Annotated in this window: 13 protein-coding genes; 6 read left to right on the top strand and 7 right to left on the bottom strand. The window is 64.3% G+C overall.

The window, feature by feature from the left end; translation table 11 throughout:
* Window positions 1–133 precede the first annotated feature (133 nt).
* Genes ACFPO9_RS22980 through ACFPO9_RS22995 form a run of 4 tightly spaced genes read right to left on the bottom strand, consistent with a single transcriptional unit; the run spans window position 134 to window position 4425 of the window.
* A complete protein-coding gene (locus ACFPO9_RS22980) occupies window positions 134–1297 on the bottom strand; it encodes a UbiH/UbiF/VisC/COQ6 family ubiquinone biosynthesis hydroxylase (protein WP_379775420.1) in 1164 nt (387 codons plus the stop codon).
* Window positions 1294–2628 (bottom strand): Xaa-Pro aminopeptidase, encoded by a 1335-nt coding sequence (gene pepP / locus ACFPO9_RS22985; protein ID WP_379775423.1) that lies wholly within the window; start codon window positions 2626–2628, stop codon window positions 1294–1296. The genes ACFPO9_RS22980 and pepP overlap by 4 nt, the downstream gene beginning before the upstream one ends.
* The gene (gene murU, locus ACFPO9_RS22990) at window positions 2625–3350 is read right to left on the bottom strand and encodes an N-acetylmuramate alpha-1-phosphate uridylyltransferase MurU (RefSeq protein ID WP_379775425.1); all 726 of its coding nucleotides are present in this window, start codon (window positions 3348–3350) and stop codon (window positions 2625–2627) included. The genes pepP and murU overlap by 4 nt, the downstream gene beginning before the upstream one ends.
* Window positions 3351–3366: 16 nt before the next feature.
* Entirely contained in the window at window positions 3367–4425 is a 1059-nt protein-coding gene (locus ACFPO9_RS22995) for an aminoglycoside phosphotransferase family protein (protein ID WP_379775427.1), read from the bottom strand.
* 1098 nt (window positions 4426–5523) lie between these two features.
* On the opposite strand from ACFPO9_RS22995, the gene ltrA reads away from it, so the two are divergent.
* The 5 genes from ltrA to rsmA all read left to right on the top strand — a co-directional run bounded on the left by ltrA (window position 5524) and on the right by rsmA (window position 12962).
* Window positions 5524–7233, top strand: a complete 1710-nt coding sequence (gene ltrA / locus ACFPO9_RS23000; RefSeq protein ID WP_379775430.1) for a group II intron reverse transcriptase/maturase — start codon at window positions 5524–5526, stop codon at window positions 7231–7233.
* A gap of 131 nt (window positions 7234–7364) precedes the next feature.
* Window positions 7365–9659, top strand: a complete 2295-nt coding sequence (locus tag ACFPO9_RS23005) for an LPS-assembly protein LptD (RefSeq protein WP_379775433.1) — start codon at window positions 7365–7367, stop codon at window positions 9657–9659.
* Window positions 9660–9710: 51 nt separating this feature from the next.
* Complete coding sequence (locus ACFPO9_RS23010; RefSeq protein ID WP_379775435.1) at window positions 9711–11126, top strand: peptidylprolyl isomerase; 1416 nt, start codon at window positions 9711–9713, stop codon at window positions 11124–11126.
* A 3-nt stretch (window positions 11127–11129) separates the two neighbouring features.
* Window positions 11130–12173 carry a 4-hydroxythreonine-4-phosphate dehydrogenase PdxA gene (gene pdxA / locus ACFPO9_RS23015; protein WP_379775438.1) on the top strand — a complete coding sequence of 348 codons (1044 nt, stop codon included), beginning with the start codon at window positions 11130–11132 and terminating at the stop codon, window positions 12171–12173.
* 9 nt (window positions 12174–12182) lie between these two features.
* Complete coding sequence (gene rsmA, locus ACFPO9_RS23020; protein WP_379775441.1) at window positions 12183–12962, top strand: 16S rRNA (adenine(1518)-N(6)/adenine(1519)-N(6))-dimethyltransferase RsmA; 780 nt, start codon at window positions 12183–12185, stop codon at window positions 12960–12962.
* A 114-nt stretch (window positions 12963–13076) separates the two neighbouring features.
* Here rsmA and ACFPO9_RS23025 read toward each other — a convergent pair whose 3' ends face one another.
* Window positions 13077–13883, bottom strand: a complete 807-nt coding sequence (locus ACFPO9_RS23025; protein ID WP_379775444.1) for a DUF6851 domain-containing protein — start codon at window positions 13881–13883, stop codon at window positions 13077–13079.
* A gap of 193 nt (window positions 13884–14076) precedes the next feature.
* Here ACFPO9_RS23025 and ACFPO9_RS23030 point away from each other — a divergent pair, with 193 nt between their 5' ends.
* Entirely contained in the window at window positions 14077–14271 is a 195-nt protein-coding gene (locus ACFPO9_RS23030; protein ID WP_230026237.1) for a hypothetical protein, read from the top strand.
* A gap of 187 nt (window positions 14272–14458) precedes the next feature.
* On the opposite strand, the gene ACFPO9_RS23035 is transcribed toward ACFPO9_RS23030, so the two are convergent.
* A complete protein-coding gene (locus ACFPO9_RS23035) occupies window positions 14459–15151 on the bottom strand; it encodes a hypothetical protein (protein ID WP_379775447.1) in 693 nt (230 codons plus the stop codon).
* An 18-nt stretch (window positions 15152–15169) separates the two neighbouring features.
* Complete coding sequence (locus ACFPO9_RS23040; protein WP_379775450.1) at window positions 15170–15778, bottom strand: hypothetical protein; 609 nt, start codon at window positions 15776–15778, stop codon at window positions 15170–15172.
* Window positions 15779–15900 lie beyond the last annotated feature (122 nt).

Below are 15900 nucleotides of genomic sequence, written 5' to 3' on the forward strand. Positions count from 1 at the left end.
TAAAATGACGACCAGGTAGTGTTACCCATGTCTCTAGACATGTGTTACCTATGTCTCTGTGCTATACACACCCCGTGCCCACCATGTAGGTGGCCCGCGTGCAATCGTGGGCACGGAGTGCCCACCCTACGAATCAGCGGCGGCCGAACATCATCAGTTCCGCCAGCAGCATCCTTGCGGGCTTGACCGTATCCAGCGCCGCCAGCGCCAGCCCGAACAGCGGCTGCAGCGGGCCTTTGTCGGCGAACACGCGCGCCATCGTGTCGGTGGCGCGGATCACCATGCCGCGGTCGCCTTCGCGTTCGCTCGCGAAGCGGTCGATGGCGGCCGGCGTCATCTCGCGCGCCAGCAGTCTGGCCAGCACGGCCGCATCGCGCAGGCCCAGGTTCAGGCCCTGGCCCGCCACCGGGTGCAGGGTCTGGGCCGCGTTTCCGATCGCCACCGTGCGGCTGCTTGCGCGCGGGTCGGCGTTCAGGCCGAGCGGGAAGGCGAGGCGCGGCGACACTTTCGTGAAACGTCCCAGGCGCTCGCCGAAGGCCTCGCCCAGTTCGTGCAGGAAGGCGTCCTCGCCCAGCTCCAGCAGGTGCTGGGCGCGTTCGGGCTGCACGCACCACACCAGCGCATATTGGTGGCCGTCGGCGCCATCCTGCGGCAGCAGGGCCAGCGGGCCTTCGTCCGTGAAGCGTTCGAAGGCGCGGTGCGCGAGCGGGCTGCTTGCGGAGACGCGGGCAATGACCGCGGTCTGGCCGTAGTCGCGCGTGGTGGTCTTGTCGGCCTGTTCGCCGAACACGCCGCCTTCGGCCTGCACGGCGACTTGCGCGTGCACGCTGCGGCCGTCGTCGAGCTGCAGCTGCACGCCGTCGGCGCGCTCGATCATGTCCGTCACGCGCAGCGGGCGCAGCACCTGCACGCCGGCGCGCTCGCAGGCGCGGGCGAGGGCGTCGACCACGTCGCCGTAGCGCGCCACATGGCCCAGCGCTTCCAGGCCGTGTTCGGCGCGGTCCATCATGCTGCGGCCAAGGTGGCCGCGGCGCGAGACGTGGATCTGGTGGATGGCGGTGGCCGGCAGCGGCCAGGCTTTCACCTCTTCCAGCAGCAGGCGGCTGCCCCAGGCCAGCGCGATCGAGCGCGGGTCGGAGATGGCCTGGCCCAGCGACTTGCCGTCGATGAGGACAATGCGCTTGCCTGCTACGCCACGCCGCGCCAGCAGGGCGGCCAGCGCCATGCCCACCGGGCCGGCGCCGCAGATGGCGACGTCGGCTTCCAGCGTTTCTTCCCTCTTCGGCACCTCGCTCATACGCCCTTTCCAACCAATGCTTCGATCTCGTCCACCGTCTTCGGTGCGCTGGACGTCAGGAGCCGGTAGCCGTCTTCGGTGACGACCACGTCGTCCTCGATGCGGATGCCGATGTGCCAGTATGCTTCCGGCACCCCTTCCGCCGGGCGCACGTAGATGCCCGGTTCCACCGTCAGCACCATCCCCGGCTGCAGCGCACGCGAAGGTTTGTCAAGCTGCGTCAGGTCGCGGTAGGCGCCGACGTCGTGCACGTCCATCCCGAGCCAGTGGCCGGTGCCGTGCATGTAGAAGGGCACATGGGCTTTCGCGGCGATGGCGTCCTCGACATCGGCGTACCGGCCGGCCGGGATCAGGCCGAGGTCCAGCATTCCTTGCACCAGCACGCGCAGGGCCGCTTCGTGGAAGGCGCTGTAGGGACGTCCCGGGGCGATGGCTTCGAGCGCCGCTTCCTGGGCCGCCAGCACCAGTTCATACAGGCTGCGCTGGGGCGGCGTAAAGCGGCCGTTCACCGGAAAGGTGCGGGTGATGTCGGAGGCGTAGCCATCGAGCTCGCAGCCGGCGTCGATCAGCACCAGGTCACCGTCCTGCATGACGCGGTCGTTGACGTTGTAGTGCAGGACGCAGGCGTTCGGGCCGGAAGCGACGATGGGCGTGTAGGCCGGGAACTGCGCGCCCTTGCGGCGGAAGTCGTAGAGCAGCTCCGCTTCCAGCGCGTATTCGTGCAGGCCGGGACGGGCGGCGCGCATCGCGCGGGCGTGGGCGTTACCGGAGATCTCGCCGGCGCGCAGCATGGTCGCCTGTTCGCTTTCGTCCTTGATCAGGCGCATCTCGTCCAGCAGCGGCAGCAGGTCAACGAACGTGGAAGGCGCCGTCACACCGCTGCGCGAACGGGCGCGCACGGCCTTGATCCAGCGTTGCACTTGCGCGTCCAGCACGGCATTCGAGGCGGTGGCGTAGTACAGCGCCGGCGCATCGGCCAGCAGGTCCGGCAGGCGGGTATCGAGTTCGGAGACAGGCCAGGCTTCGTCCACGCCGAAGGCTGAACGCGCGGCTTCGGGGCCGTAGCGGTAGCCGTCCCAGATTTCGCGCTCGGGGTTTTTCTCGCGGCAGAACAGGATCGAACGGGCCGGCCGCTCACCGTTGGCGGCGTATAGAACCAGCATGCTTTCCGGCTCCGTGAAGCCGCTCAGATAATAAAAATAGCTGTCGTGCCGGTAGGGATAGTCGCTGTCGCCGTTGCGCGCGGCTTCCGGCGCCGTAGGCAGCACGGCCACCGCGCCCGGCAGCATCTGCGCGGCCAGGCGCGCACGGCGTGCTGCAAAATTGCTCATGATTTCACTTTGGCTTTGGCGCCGTAAGGGGCGTTGAGTTCTTCGAGCTGGCCGATGGTGCCGACGTTGACCCACTCGCCGTCGTAGATTTCGCCGCCGACCCGGCCTTCATCGATGAACTTGCGCATGAGTGGGCCGAATTTCAGGAACTCGCCGGCCTTGATGCCGTCGAACATTTCAGGACGGTAGACGCCGATGCCCGCGAAATTCCACTTCGGCGAACCTTCGTTCGTCAGCGTGTACATGGTCAGGCCGAAGTCGCCTTCCGGGTTGTGCCAGGGGTTGGGCGTCAGGTACAGCCAGGCGATGTCGCGCTTGTCGGTGGGTATCTTACGGCCAACGGCGTCATTGTCCGGCAGCGCGTCCAGCACCTGCTCGAAGTCGAAGTAGGGCGCGTAGATGTCGCCGGACACCGCCAGGAAGGGTTCGTCGCCCAGCAGGTGCAGGGCGTTGGCGATGCCGCCGGCGGTTTCCAGCGGGGTCGGCTCGTGCGAGTAGACGATGCGCGCGCCATAGCGGCTGCCGTCGCCCAGCTCCGCCTCGATCATGTGGCCGAGGTGGGAGTGGTTGATGACGATGTCCCTGATGCCGGCGCGGACCAGGTTCATCACGTGGTAGGTGATGAGCGGGCGGCCGCGTACCTTGAGCAGGGGCTTGGGGCAGGCGTCCGTCAGCGGACGCATACGTTCGCCGCGGCCGGCGGCGAAGATCATGGCTTTCATGCGTTCGGTCCGGGAATCAGAAGGTGTAGCCGACCGAAGGCGCCTTGTCCTCGAAGGCATCGAGGAGGCGCAGCAGCGGTTTGAGTTCGGTGTAGCGGTTGGCGGTCTTGCGCACGTAGTCCATCACGGTCGGCAGGTCGCCCAGGTAGTTCGGCTTGCCGTCGCGGTAGTTCAGGCGGCAGAAGATGCCGAGGATCTTCAGGTGGCGCTGCAGGGCCATGTATTCGAAGTCGCGATAGAAGGCGTCGATGTCCGGGTTGACCGGCAGGCCGACCTGCTTGGCGCTTTGCCAGTAGCGCACCACCCAGTCGAGCACGAATTCCTCGTCCCACTGGATATAGGCGTCGCGCATCAGCGAGCCCAGGTCGTAGGTGATCGGGCCGTACACGGCGTCCTGGAAGTCCAGCACGCCCGGGTTGCCCTGATCGAGGAACATCAGGTTGCGGGAATGGAAATCGCGGTGCATGAACACCTGCTGCTGGGCCAGCACGTTGGCGCAGATGGCCTCGAACACTTTATCGAGCTGGGCCTGCTGCTTGTCGTCCATCGTGACGCCCAGGTGGCGGCCGATGAACCATTCCGGGAACAGGTTCAGTTCGCGCAGCACGAAGGCGCGGTCGAACTCGGGCAGCACGCCGGGCTGGCTGGAGAGCTGGAACTTGATCAGGGCGTCGACGGCGTCCGAATACATGAAGGAGGCGTTGTCGGCGTTCAGGCGCTGCAGGTAGGTGGTGGTGCCGAGGTCGGACAGCAGCAGGAAGCCGTCCTCGACCTTGCGGGCGACGATGGCCGGCACGGTCACGCCGGCGTCGAACAGCAGGCCGTCCACGTGAATGTAGGCCGGCACGTTTTCGCGCTCCGGCGGGGCGTCCATGGCGACCAGGGTGTCGCCCAGTTTGGCGCGTAGCGCCGGCACAACATCGAGCCGGAAGTAGCGGCGGAAGCTGGCATCGGCGGAGGCCGGGCGCATGCTCCCGACGTCGACGATGTCGAGACTGCCCAGCCATGCGGTCAGCTGGGCCAGGCGGGCATCCTTGTCGATGGGGGCGGGAGTTTGTTGATGCAGAGAAGACATGAAGCGTCCCGGTGAATCCGGTTGAGGTAAGGAATTCCCATATAATAAGGGATTCAGTGCGACACGTAGTCGCTAATTTGCCGCTCTGCGGCACGCAAGTCAAAGTAGTTCATACCGCAAACATGCGCTAAGTCCTTGATTTTCAGAGGATGTTAGCGTGGGCTGTATAGGTTCGTCCAACGAATTCGATACTTCCCGGCCTTCAAGCACCCAACCAAACAATTCTAGATCGGCAAAGATCGCGTACAGGTCATCCCTGTTTCGTGAGCTTTATTGCATCTAAATTGGCTTCACAAACGGTCAAGTGTTGTCGAACAACAACGAACGAGAAAGTTTCCTCGTGAGTCCACGATTGGCAAGCCCATCAGGGCAATGAAGATGAACTATCAGACCCGAGCGCAAGCTCTCAGATGTCTTGTCGTACCCGCAATTTTGGTGCTACGACCGGACGTACGACCGTCCGTCACCTACTTGGACATGCGTCACTGGCAACGGTGGGGTGTGAAGCTCCAATGACAATGTACCCCTGCGTTCGCAGCGTCGGCGCCACGCGAGTGGTCCAGCGGAAGATCTCAGCAGAAGGGATCGAGGGGCTAGGTGAGTGCTGCAAGGGTAACGGAAGTGAACCGTCGGGTGAACCCTCGTAAATATTGACAGGCCAAATCTGCTGACAGGCCTCAACCAAAAGGTAACGTGGTCGGATATCCCTGTTGAATCTGGGGATACGTCGTCACTAAGACCACCGGGGGATAGACGGACCCTAACCAGCTAAGTGTAATGCAGTCAGTTGCATTGGCATCTGAGGGAACGTGGTAAGCCTGATTTCTCGCCCATGATTAAGCGGCATCGGTCATGGGCAGGTAACTCGTGAGGGGAACTGATGGGGAAGCAGGTATGGGAGGATGGAAAAAGCGAAGGCCCCACTGTAATGGCGGGGATAGGGATTCAGAATTTGTCCTACCGTGAAAGCGGGCAGACTTCCATCTGGTGAAATAGTCGCCAAACGGCCGCATAGACAACAACGCCTCGAAGGGACGTAGCCTACCCCTTCGGGGGCAAGTTGCGTCCTCGACGGGAACAATCTGACGAGGTTCAGCAATGATAGAAACCAAGCAACACGGTTCTGCGTCCTCGCACCTTCCTGACGAATGGAGCGCCATCAACTGGCGTCAAGTTCACAAGAATGTGAGAGTCATGCAGCATCGTATAGCGAAGGCAACAATGGACGGCGACTGGCGCAGAGTGAAATCTCTGCAAAGGTGGCTGACCCGCTCGTTCTGCGCCAAAGCACTGGCCGTAAGACGGGTGACGGAAAACGAAGGCAAACGCACGTCAGGGGTGGACCGGCAACTATGGGACTCCCCGCAACTGAAACACGCGGCTATAGCCGGCCTCAAGAAACAACGGTATCGACCTCTGCCATTAAGGAGAGTAAATATCCCCAAACCGAATGGAAAGATGCGCCCGTTGGGCATCCCAACCATGAAGGACAGGGCCATGCAGGCACTTCACCTGCTGGCACTTGACCCGGTCTTGGAGACGGTCAGCGACCATAACTCTTACGGGTTCCGGAAAAGTCGCTGTACTGCCGACGCGATGCAACAGCTATTCATAAGGCTGTCCCGCCAGGGATCGGCTACGTGGGTGCTGGATGCGGACATCGAGGGGTTTTTCGACAACATCAACCATAACTGGATGATCGACAAAGTCATGATGGACAAGTCGATACTAAAGAAGTGGCTGAAGTCTGGTGTGGTCGAGGGCAAGCAACTGCAGGCAACCAAGGCCGGAACGCCGCAGGGTGGCATCATCAGCCCTGCGTTGGCAAACTGGACGCTGAACGGGCTCGAAGCCGAACTCATAGCGCATCTCGATGCCAAATGGGGAGTGGCCAAAGCAAAGAAACTGAAAGTCGGGGTTGTGCGGTACGCGGACGACTTCGTCATAACAGGAGCCTCGAAAGAGATCTTGTGCGACGAGATCCAACCGTGGGTGGAAGCATTCCTTGCAGAGAGGGGGCTGAAACTGGCCAGTGCCAAAACCAAGATCGTTCACATCGACGAGGGTTTCGACTTCCTTGGGTGGAACTTCCGAAAGTACGTAGCAAAGGACTCTAGGAAACTGCTCATCAAGCCAAGTAAGAAGAATGTGAAAACGTTCTATGAAAAGCTCAGGAATGTCATCAGCGACAACCTCACGGTGACTCAGGAGGAACTGATCCGCATGCTGAACCCGATGTTGGGGGGATGGGCGCGGTATCACACCTCAGCCGTGGCAAAGCAAACGTTCTCGCGCATGGACTCGCTGCTGTACTGGCGGTTGATGCGCTGGGCCAAGCGCAGGCATCCAAACAAGAACGCCAGCTGGGTCAGCCAGAAGTACTGGCGGTCAAGTGGCGATCGAACTTGGGTGTTCGCATGTGACGTTGCAAAGGAGGATGGTACAAAGGGCACGAGGGCGTTGTACTCGCTTGCGAGCACAGCCATCGAACGGCACATCAAGATCAAGGGGGAATTCAATCCCTACGATCCAGTCTGGGAGAAGTACGGAGAGTCCTTACGTCAGGGACGCATGAAGAAAAACATGCGCTACCGGAAGGAGTGGACTCGTCTTTACGCCGACCAAGGCGGCAAGTGTGCACTGTGCGGAATCGAGATGGACCTCGACACTGGCTGGCACGACCACCATATAGAGTACCGTATGGTTGGCGGATCAGATAGCTTGGGAAATCGAGTATTATTGCACCCTGTTTGCCATGCTCAAGTGCATAGCCGAAAGTTACAAGTAGTTAAGCCGGTTCCTGAATAGGAACTTTTATTTTGCTCGAGCCGTGTGCGGTGAAAGTCGCACGCACGGTTCCAAGGGGAGGGGGTTTCAGTAATGGAACCTCCTTACCCTCCATCCAAAAAATCGCCTTCTATGGTGCAACGCGTTCTTTCATGAGCTGGATTACGGCCCTTCCTTTCCCGCCGCGGCGCGCCGCTGCCTTCTCCGCCCTCGTCGCCGTGGCCGCGGGGCCGTTGTATGCGCAGACCGCGCCCGCCGGCTCGCGCGTGGACGACCAGGACCAGCCCACGACCATGAGCGCCGAGGAATTCACCGGCCGCCCCGACCGTGAGCTGAACATGTTCCGCAAGGTGGAAGTCACACGCGGCGCCACCGGCATCACCGCCGACACCGCCTGCTACCGCCAGGTCGAAGACGAAGTCACGGCCCAGGGGCACATCACGATGTGGCGCTTCGGCGACCGCTACAAGGGCGACGCCCTGCAGCTGAACCTGGAAACCGGCAAGGGCTGGGTGCTGAACCCGGCCTACCATTTGCAGATGAATAATGGCCAGGGCAAGGCCAGGCGCATCGATTTCCTGGGCGAGAACCAGGCCCTGGTGCTGGACGGCACCTACAGCACCTGCGAAGGCCCGGACCCGGACTGGTACCTGAAATCCAGCACCCTGAACCTGGACAGCGGGCGCGACGTCGGCACCGCCGGCAAGACGATCATCTACTTCAAGGACGTGCCCATCCTCGGTACCCCGGCGCTGTCGTTCTCGCTGTCCGGCGCGCGCCGTTCGGGCTGGCTGCCGCCGTCGATCGGCACCGGCTCCAAGGGCGCGGCCGAAATCATGGTGCCGTACTACGTCAACATCGCGCCGAACCGCGACCTGACCCTGTACCCGCGCTATATCTTCAACCGCGGCCTGCAGATGGGCGCGACCGGCCGCTACCTCGGCGAGACCTCGCGCGGCCCCTACAGCGGCGAGACCCACCTCGAGGTGCTGCCGAACGACCGCGTGGCCAAGCGCGACCGCTGGTGGGTCGACACCCTGCACAGCCAGGTGCTGGCGCCGGGCTGGAGCTTCGGCTGGAACGCGCATGCGGCCTCCGACAACGAATACCCGTCCGACTTTTCGCGCACGGTGGCGGCCAGCGCCGAGCGCCAGCTGCTGCGCGAGCTGCGCACCGATTATTCCGGCCACTACTGGAGCCTGAACGCGCGCGTCCAGAGCTACCAGGTGCTGCAGGACCCGGCGTCGCAGGACCCGAACAACCCGAACGCGGCCCTGCTGACGGTGGCGCGTCCCTACGACCGCCTGCCGCAGATTAACTTCCACGCCGGCCGCTACGACGTGCTGGGCGGTTTCGACTGGGCCGTGGATGCCGAGCTGGTGCGCTTCTCGCACCCGAACGAGACCTTCGTGCAGGGCAACCGCGCCAACCTGGTGGGCCAGGTGAGTTACCCCGTGGTGCGCCCGGGCTGGTTCGTCACGCCCAAGGCGATCCTGCATGCGACCCAGTACGACCTCGACAACAACATCGATCCGGCGACGAACCTGCAGCGCAACAAGATCTCGCGCGTGCTGCCGACCGTGTCCCTGGACAGCGGCCTGATCTTCGAGCGCGCCAGCTCCCTGTTCGGCGGGAATTCGACCCAGACCCTGGAGCCGCGCCTGTTCTACGTGCGCACGCCGTACAAGGACCAGGGCGCGATCCCGAACTTCGACACCGCGGTGGCTGGCTTCAACTACGCCCAGCTGTTCACGGAAAACCGCTTCGTCGGCGCCGACCGGGTGTCGGACGCCAACCAGCTGACGGCGGCCGTGGTCTCGCGCTTCATCGAGTCCAACGGCGCCGAGCGCCTGCGCCTGGTGGTGGGCAGCCGCTACTACTTCAGCGACCCGCAGGTCGACCCGCGCGTGCGCCTGAACCCCTCGGAAGCGCCGGAAGTGACCCGCTCGGACGCGCTGTTGGCCGCCTCCGGCCGCATTTCCGAGACCTGGGCCTTCGACAGCGGCGTACAATACGATGCGCAGAGCCGCAGCCTGTACAGCATGAACTACGGAGTGCAGTGGAATCCGGCGCCGATGAAGGTGCTGAATCTCGAGTACCGTTACCAGCGCGACGCCCTCGGCTTTGCCAGCGGTTTCCGGAATGCCGACGTGTCGGGCCAGTGGCCGCTGTCGCGCCGCTGGTATGGGGTGGCGCGGGCCAGCTATTCGGTGCGCGACCGCAAGCTGCTCGAGGGCCTCGTCGGCCTCGAGTACAAGGCGGATTGCTGGATCTTCCGGCTGGGCGCGCAGCGCTTCGTGACCGCGCTGCAGACCACCTCGACGCCGATCTTCTTCCAGCTCGAGCTGAACGGCCTGTCGCGACTGGGCTTCGGCAACCCGCTGGAAACCTTTAACAAGAGCATCCCGGGCTACACCCGGCTGAACACCAACGTCGGACGCCCTTGAGCGGTCTGGCCATGGACAACTAGAAACCCTGAAATGAGTGCTTCCCTGAATATGCGTACTACCCGTTTGCATCAAGTCAAGCTGGCCGCAGTGCTCCTGTGCGCCATCGCAGCCGGCGACGTCCTGGCCCAACGGTCCGGCGATCCGGCCGCCGCTCCTGCCGCCGCGCCTGCTCCTGCCGCGGCGAAGCCATCCACCGGTTTCCTGCCGCCCGCATCCAGCAGCGCCAAGGTCATCGACTCCGTCTACGTCATCGTCAACGACGAGGTCATCACCAAGCGCGAAGTCGACAACCGCGTCAACGAGATCACGCAGCGCCTGAAAGCGCAGAGCGCCCAGCTGCCCGACCCGGACGACCTGCGCCGCCAGGTGGTCGAAGCGATGATCACCGAGCGCGCCCAGCTCCAGCTCGGCAAGGAATACGGCATTCGCGTCTCCGACATCGAACTCGACCGCGCCATCGGCCGTATCGCCGAATCGCAGAAGATGAGCGTGCAGGACATGCGCAACCAGATGGAAAAAGAAGGCATGACCTTCGCCCAGTTCCGCGAGCAGATCCGCAACGAGATCATCATGCAGCGCCTGATCGACCACGAAGTCGACGCCAAGATCCAGGTCTCGGATGCCGAGATCGACACCTACCTGGCCGCCGAGAAAGCCGCCGCCGCCGACCGCGTCGAAGTCGACCTGTCGCAGATCCTGGTGCGTATCCCGGAAAACGCCTCGCCCGAGCAGATCGCGGCGCGCAAGGCGCGTGCCGACGAGGTCGCGCGCCAGCTGCGCACCGGCGCCGATTTCGCCAAGATGGCCACCACCTATTCCGATTCGCCGGACGCCCTGCAGGGCGGCGCGGTGGGCTGGCGTGACCCGAACCGCCTGCCGGTCACCTTCGCCAGCGAGCTGGTGAAGCTGAAGCCGGGCCAGGTGACGCCGGTGCTGCGCACCAACGTCGGCTTCCACATCCTGAAGGTCAACAACGTGCGCAAGCCGGAAGCCGCGCAGGAAGCCGCAGCCGGCGCCGCCGTGACGCAAACCCACGCCCGCCACATCGTGCTGAAGATCACCCCGACCCAGAGCGAGGAAGAGGACCGCAAGAAGCTGCTCGACCTGAAGGCGAAGATCGACAGCAAGCAGGCGAGCTTCGAAGACCTGGCGCGCCAGAATTCGCAGGACACCTATGCCTCCAAGGGCGGCGACATGGGCTGGGTCGAACCCGGCGACATCCCGGATGAACTGGCGACCGTGATCAATGGCTTGCAGCCGGGCCAGGTCTCGGATCCGGTCAAGTCGCCGTTCGGCATGCACATCGTGCAAGTGGTCGAGCGCAAGACCCAGGACACCTCGAAGGACAAGGAACGTGCAACGGCGCGCCAGGTGCTGACCGAGCGCAAGCGCCAGGAAGCGATGGAAGACTGGGCCCGCCAGACCCGCGACCGCGCCTACGTCGAGTTCCGCGAGGACAAGTAAGCAATGAATCATCCGGGCCCACGTCCCACGCTGGCGGTCACGGTCGGTGAGCCGGCCGGGATCGGCCCGGAGATCGCGATCCGCGCCGCCTGGGCCCTGCGCGAGCAGGCCCGCTGCGTGCTGGTCGGCGACGCCGCCTTCCTCTCGCTGACGGCCAGCCTGATCGACCCGGCGATCCGCCTGTCGGCGCTGTCCACCATGGCGCTGCGCCACAGCGGGCTGCCGCACTTCGGCCCCACGACCATTCCCGTGATCGACGTGCCGCTCGAGGCCCACGTGGCGCCGGGCCGGCTCGACGCCGCCAACGGCCGCGCTGTGCTGGCCACGCTCGACCTGGCGATCGAAGGCTGCCAGGCCGGCTGGTTCGACGCCATCGTCACCGCGCCGCTGCAGAAAAGCACCATCAACGATGCCGGCATCGCGTTTTCCGGCCACACGGAATACCTGGCCGAGAAGACCGGCACGTCCAGAGTGGTGATGATGCTGGCCGGCTCGCCGGGCGCCGGTCAGCCGTATTTGCGGGTGGCGCTGGCCACCACCCATCTGCCCCTGAAAGACGTGCCGGCCGCGCTTACGCGCGAGACCCTGGACCAGGTGCTGGACATCCTGCACGCCGACCTGCGCGGCAAGTTCGGGCTCAAAGCGCCGCGCATCCTGGTGACCGGCCTGAATCCGCACGCCGGCGAGAACGGCTACCTGGGCCGCGAAGAGATCGACGTGATCGAACCGGCGCTGGCGGCGGCGCAGGCGCGCGGCATCGATGCCCGCGGGCCGTATCCGGCCGACACCCTGTTCCAGCCCAAGTACCTGCAGGACGCCGACGCCGTGCTGGCCATGTACCACGACCAGGGCCTGCCGGTCCTCAAGCACGCCACCTTCGGGCGCGGCGTCAATATCACGCTGGGCCTGCCCCTGATCCGCACCTCGGTCGACCACGGCACCGCGCTGGACCTGGCCGCCCAGGGGCTAGGCCTGGCCGATTGCGGCAGCATGGAAGAGGCGATCCGCGTCGCCCTGTCCATGGTCCGCTCCCGAGCAACAACCTAAGAAGAATTCATGAAACACGTAGCCCGCAAGCGCTTCGGCCAGAACTTCCTGACCGACGCCCACGTCCTCAGCGACATCATCGACGCCATCGGCCCGCGCAAGGGCGAAACCATGGTCGAAATCGGTCCCGGCCTGGCGGCGATGACCGCACTGCTGCTCAAGGAACTCGACCACATGCACGTGGTCGAACTGGACCGCGACCTGGTGGCGCGCCTGGAAAAGGCCTATCCGCGCGAGCGCCTGACGGTGCACTCCGGCGACGCCCTGAAATTCGATTTCGGTTCGATTCCGGTCCCGGAAGGGAAGAAGCTGCGCGTGGTCGGCAACCTGCCGTACAACATCTCGAGCCCGCTGCTGTTCCACCTGGCGGACTTCGCCCACCTGGTCGAGGACCAGCACTTCATGCTGCAGAAGGAAGTGGTGGAGCGCATGGTGGCCGAACCGGGCACCAAGGCCTACAGCCGCCTGTCCGTGATGCTGCAGTGGCGCTACGACATGGCGATGCTGTTCGTGGTGCCGCCCACCGCCTTCGATCCGCCGCCGCAAGTCGATTCGGCGATCGTGCGCATGGTGCCGACCAAACGCCAGCTGCCGGCCGATGCCAAGACCCTGGAAGCGGTGGTGGCCAAGGCCTTCTCGCAGCGCCGCAAGGTCATCAAGAACTGCGTGGCGGGCATGTTTACCGAAGCCCAGCTGGTCGAAGCCGGCATCGATCCGGGCGCGCGCCCGGAAGCGGTGGGGCTGGAGCAGTATGTGGCGCTGGCCAATATCCTCAAGCCAGCCAACTAAGGTCGTTCCGGGCACTGCCCGAAACGACTCCCCGCGAAGGCCGGGGATCCAAGTTTCCAGCGACACCCCAAACTTAGGTTCCCGCCTGCGCGGGAACGACGATGTCAGCTTGATCTAAAGCCTCCCTTCCCAGTACCGGCGCGCGCCCTCGAAAGCCCGCGCCCCGGCCTTCCTCCCCAGTTCCTGCCCGGCCGAGCCGGCGACCCCGAAGCGGCTGTCGCCCGTAAAGCGGCGGATCACCTCGCTCGCCGCCGCGCCAAGGCCGCCCTGGATGGCCAGGGTCCCGGCCTCGGCCAGCGCGTTGGCGAGCGCGAAGAACAGGCGCACGTCCTGGTCGTCGCTGTAGCCCTCGTGTTCGGACAGCAGGTGGGCCGGCAGGAACCAGCGGCCCGGCGCCGGCTCGATCACCGGCGGCAAGTCCTGTGGCGCCTCGAGGCCTGCATTGCCGACCAGCGCGCCTGACCAGCCTGCGCCTTCGCGCCGGCAGAACGCACGCATGGCGGCGGCCTGGCCGCGGCCGATGCCGGCCGGGCTCAACGGTCCACCGCCCGCCGTCGGATCCAGGCCCAGGCCGGCCATCCTGGCGTCGAAGGCCGCTTGTTGCGCCGGGAACAGGTCGCCGAGGACGCGCCAGGCCGCGTGGCTCATGGCGGCCGCACGGCTGTCCGCGCGCCGTTCGGCAGCCGGGAGCCGCACCGCGACGCCGTGCGCGGTCTGGCGCGCCAGGTCGTCATAGGCGGCCCAGGCGTTGTACATGCAGGTGTGCAAGGCCGCCAGCGTGCGCGCCGCCGGCGCCGGGCCGGGCTGCGCCTTGCGAACCGCCTGCAAGGCCAGCCGGTTCCAGCCGAGCACGGTACCGGCCATGCCGGCGGCCGCATCCTCACCCACGGATTCAAGTTTTAGAAAGTTCTCCCGCCTCATTTCGCCTCCGCATTTGTGCCGCCGTCGAGTATGGCGAGCACGGGCGTGCAGGCTGTTGATCGTGCTCGGTTTTTGGCGATCCATGACGCGTTTTTTGCAGTTCGTCGCAGTGCGCTGGAATGCAAGGGCGCGGGCGCCTACAGTGACACCATCGAAAGACAAAACGCAACGCCTTCACCCGAGGAGAACCGAAATGAACGTCATGAAAAACATGGAAGCGATCTTCCTGGCAGCCGCCTTCCTGACCGGTGTCACCAGCGTCGCCAGCGCCGCCAGCGAGAGCGCACGCGTGCGCCAGGAAGCCCAACTGTCGGTCCAGGGGCAGAAGATGGCAGTGGTGGTGGTGACGGCCAAGCGCCTGACCGCCGCCGAGAAGGCAGCGCTGTAATTGCTGCGCCTGCATGAGGCGAAAAAAAAGCCCGCTGTTGAGGCGGGCTTAAATCCAATTCTTTTCTGAGGAGAGTTGGAGGAGACAGGAGGCAGTATGCTGCGTTACAGCATAAGTGTCCAATTTTCGTTTCAAATATTTGATATAAGAAACAAATATATCTCCTCATAAACTACAACTCTGTTGCTCAGGCGTTCTTGACGCAGGTGACGGCGATGTCGTTGACGCCCTTGTTTGCTTCCTGGGCGTCGAGCATCACGCCGGTGCCGTTGGCGACGGAGCAGGTATAACCCGCCGGCTGGGTCAGCACAGTGACGCCGTAGCTGGTGCCGTAGGCAACCGGCGCCAACGAGAAGTTCAGCGCGGTGGTCGTGGTGGCCGTGCTGGTTACGGTGATCTGGCTATTGCTGCCGTTGATCAGCGTGACGCTGGCGTCGGCGGATTCCAGACCCTTTACCGTGCCGCCCAGTGCATACGTCAGGATCGCGCAGGTGTAAAACACCTCGATCGCCGGCGTACGCGCTGATTCGAGCGAAGCAGTCTGGCCGGCCGTACCGTATTCACGCGGATAGCCGTTGGTCTGGCAGGTCTGGTGCGCCGGCTGCGCGCCGCCGCCCGACGCCGTACCGCCCTTCGGCACCACGTTGTAGTAAGTGCCGTAGTCGAGACCGTTGGGGAAGCTCAGGACGACGTTGTCACCGGCCTTGGCGGGCGGGTTCACGGCCAGCTCCTGGCCGTTGGTGCTCAGGACCAGGCCCGGATACTGCACGTTCGCGACCGTCACCTTGACCGGGTAGGTCTCCTTGCCGCCGCCGCCGCAGGACGCCAGGACCAGGGAGGAAGCCAGGACCAGGGCCGGGCGCACGAGGTGGAACTTCATACTTTACTCTCCAGATGATTAGGTCTTGGGACCGCAGGTGACGACCGGCGCGGTGCTCGGGCCGGTGGCGGTCATGGTGCCGCTGCCGCCGCTGATGGCGCAGGTTTGCGTATCCGGCTGGGTCAGGATGGTGACGCCGTAAGGGCCGTCTTCCGGCACCTTGGCCATCGGCACGGTCACTGCTGCGCCGGCATTCGCCGTCACCGCCTGTTTGTCGGAGCCGTTCACCAGCACCAGGCCGGCGCCGGTCAGGCCATTGACGGTCACGCCCAGGTCGTGGGTCTTGATGGTGCAGAACACCGACGGCACGGTGGTATAGACCGTGTAGTAGTTGGCGCGCGCCTTGCCGTTGCTGACAGTGCACTTTTCCACGTTCGACGGCGTGGTCTTGACTTCGATGTTGAATTCGTCGTCGGTCGACAGGTATTTCGTGAACAGCACGCTGGCGGTGTTGGCCGGGACGGCGACTTCCTCGCCATTGCCCCGGTTGACCAGTACCAGGCCGTCTTTGGTCACGCCGCCGGCAATCGACACGGTCAGGGGCAGGTCGCCATCGCCGCCGCCGCAGGCGGACAGGCCAAGCGCGCATGCCAGCGCAGCGCCGGCATACAGGATCGAACTCTTCATAGAATCTCCGTTGGACGGGATGGCGCAGGAAAGACCGGCGGCACCGCTGAGTAGAATATAACCCGACATTTTAGAGCATTTGCCAAGCCGCAGCGTCATTTGCCTTTGTATCACGGTGTAAC

It is taken from the genome of Massilia aerilata (assembly GCF_042656905.1).
Lineage (GTDB): Bacteria > Pseudomonadota > Gammaproteobacteria > Burkholderiales > Burkholderiaceae_D > Telluria > Telluria aerilata.

Coding starts and splice junctions, on each gene's coding strand:
- ACFPO9_RS22980 (WP_379775420.1), bottom strand. CDS start 1,297: ATGAGCGAGGTGCCGAAGAGGGAAGAAACGCTGGAAGCCGACGTCGCC.
- pepP (WP_379775423.1), bottom strand. CDS start 2,628: ATGAGCAATTTTGCAGCACGCCGTGCGCGCCTGGCCGCGCAGATGCTG.
- murU (WP_379775425.1), bottom strand. CDS start 3,350: ATGAAAGCCATGATCTTCGCCGCCGGCCGCGGCGAACGTATGCGTCCG.
- ACFPO9_RS22995 (WP_379775427.1), bottom strand. CDS start 4,425: ATGTCTTCTCTGCATCAACAAACTCCCGCCCCCATCGACAAGGATGCC.
- ltrA (WP_379775430.1), top strand. CDS start 5,524: ATGATAGAAACCAAGCAACACGGTTCTGCGTCCTCGCACCTTCCTGAC.
- ACFPO9_RS23005 (WP_379775433.1), top strand. CDS start 7,365: ATGAGCTGGATTACGGCCCTTCCTTTCCCGCCGCGGCGCGCCGCTGCC.
- ACFPO9_RS23010 (WP_379775435.1), top strand. CDS start 9,711: ATGCGTACTACCCGTTTGCATCAAGTCAAGCTGGCCGCAGTGCTCCTG.
- pdxA (WP_379775438.1), top strand. CDS start 11,130: ATGAATCATCCGGGCCCACGTCCCACGCTGGCGGTCACGGTCGGTGAG.
- rsmA (WP_379775441.1), top strand. CDS start 12,183: ATGAAACACGTAGCCCGCAAGCGCTTCGGCCAGAACTTCCTGACCGAC.
- ACFPO9_RS23025 (WP_379775444.1), bottom strand. CDS start 13,883: ATGAGGCGGGAGAACTTTCTAAAACTTGAATCCGTGGGTGAGGATGCG.
- ACFPO9_RS23030 (WP_230026237.1), top strand. CDS start 14,077: ATGAACGTCATGAAAAACATGGAAGCGATCTTCCTGGCAGCCGCCTTC.
- ACFPO9_RS23035 (WP_379775447.1), bottom strand. CDS start 15,151: ATGAAGTTCCACCTCGTGCGCCCGGCCCTGGTCCTGGCTTCCTCCCTG.
- ACFPO9_RS23040 (WP_379775450.1), bottom strand. CDS start 15,778: ATGAAGAGTTCGATCCTGTATGCCGGCGCTGCGCTGGCATGCGCGCTT.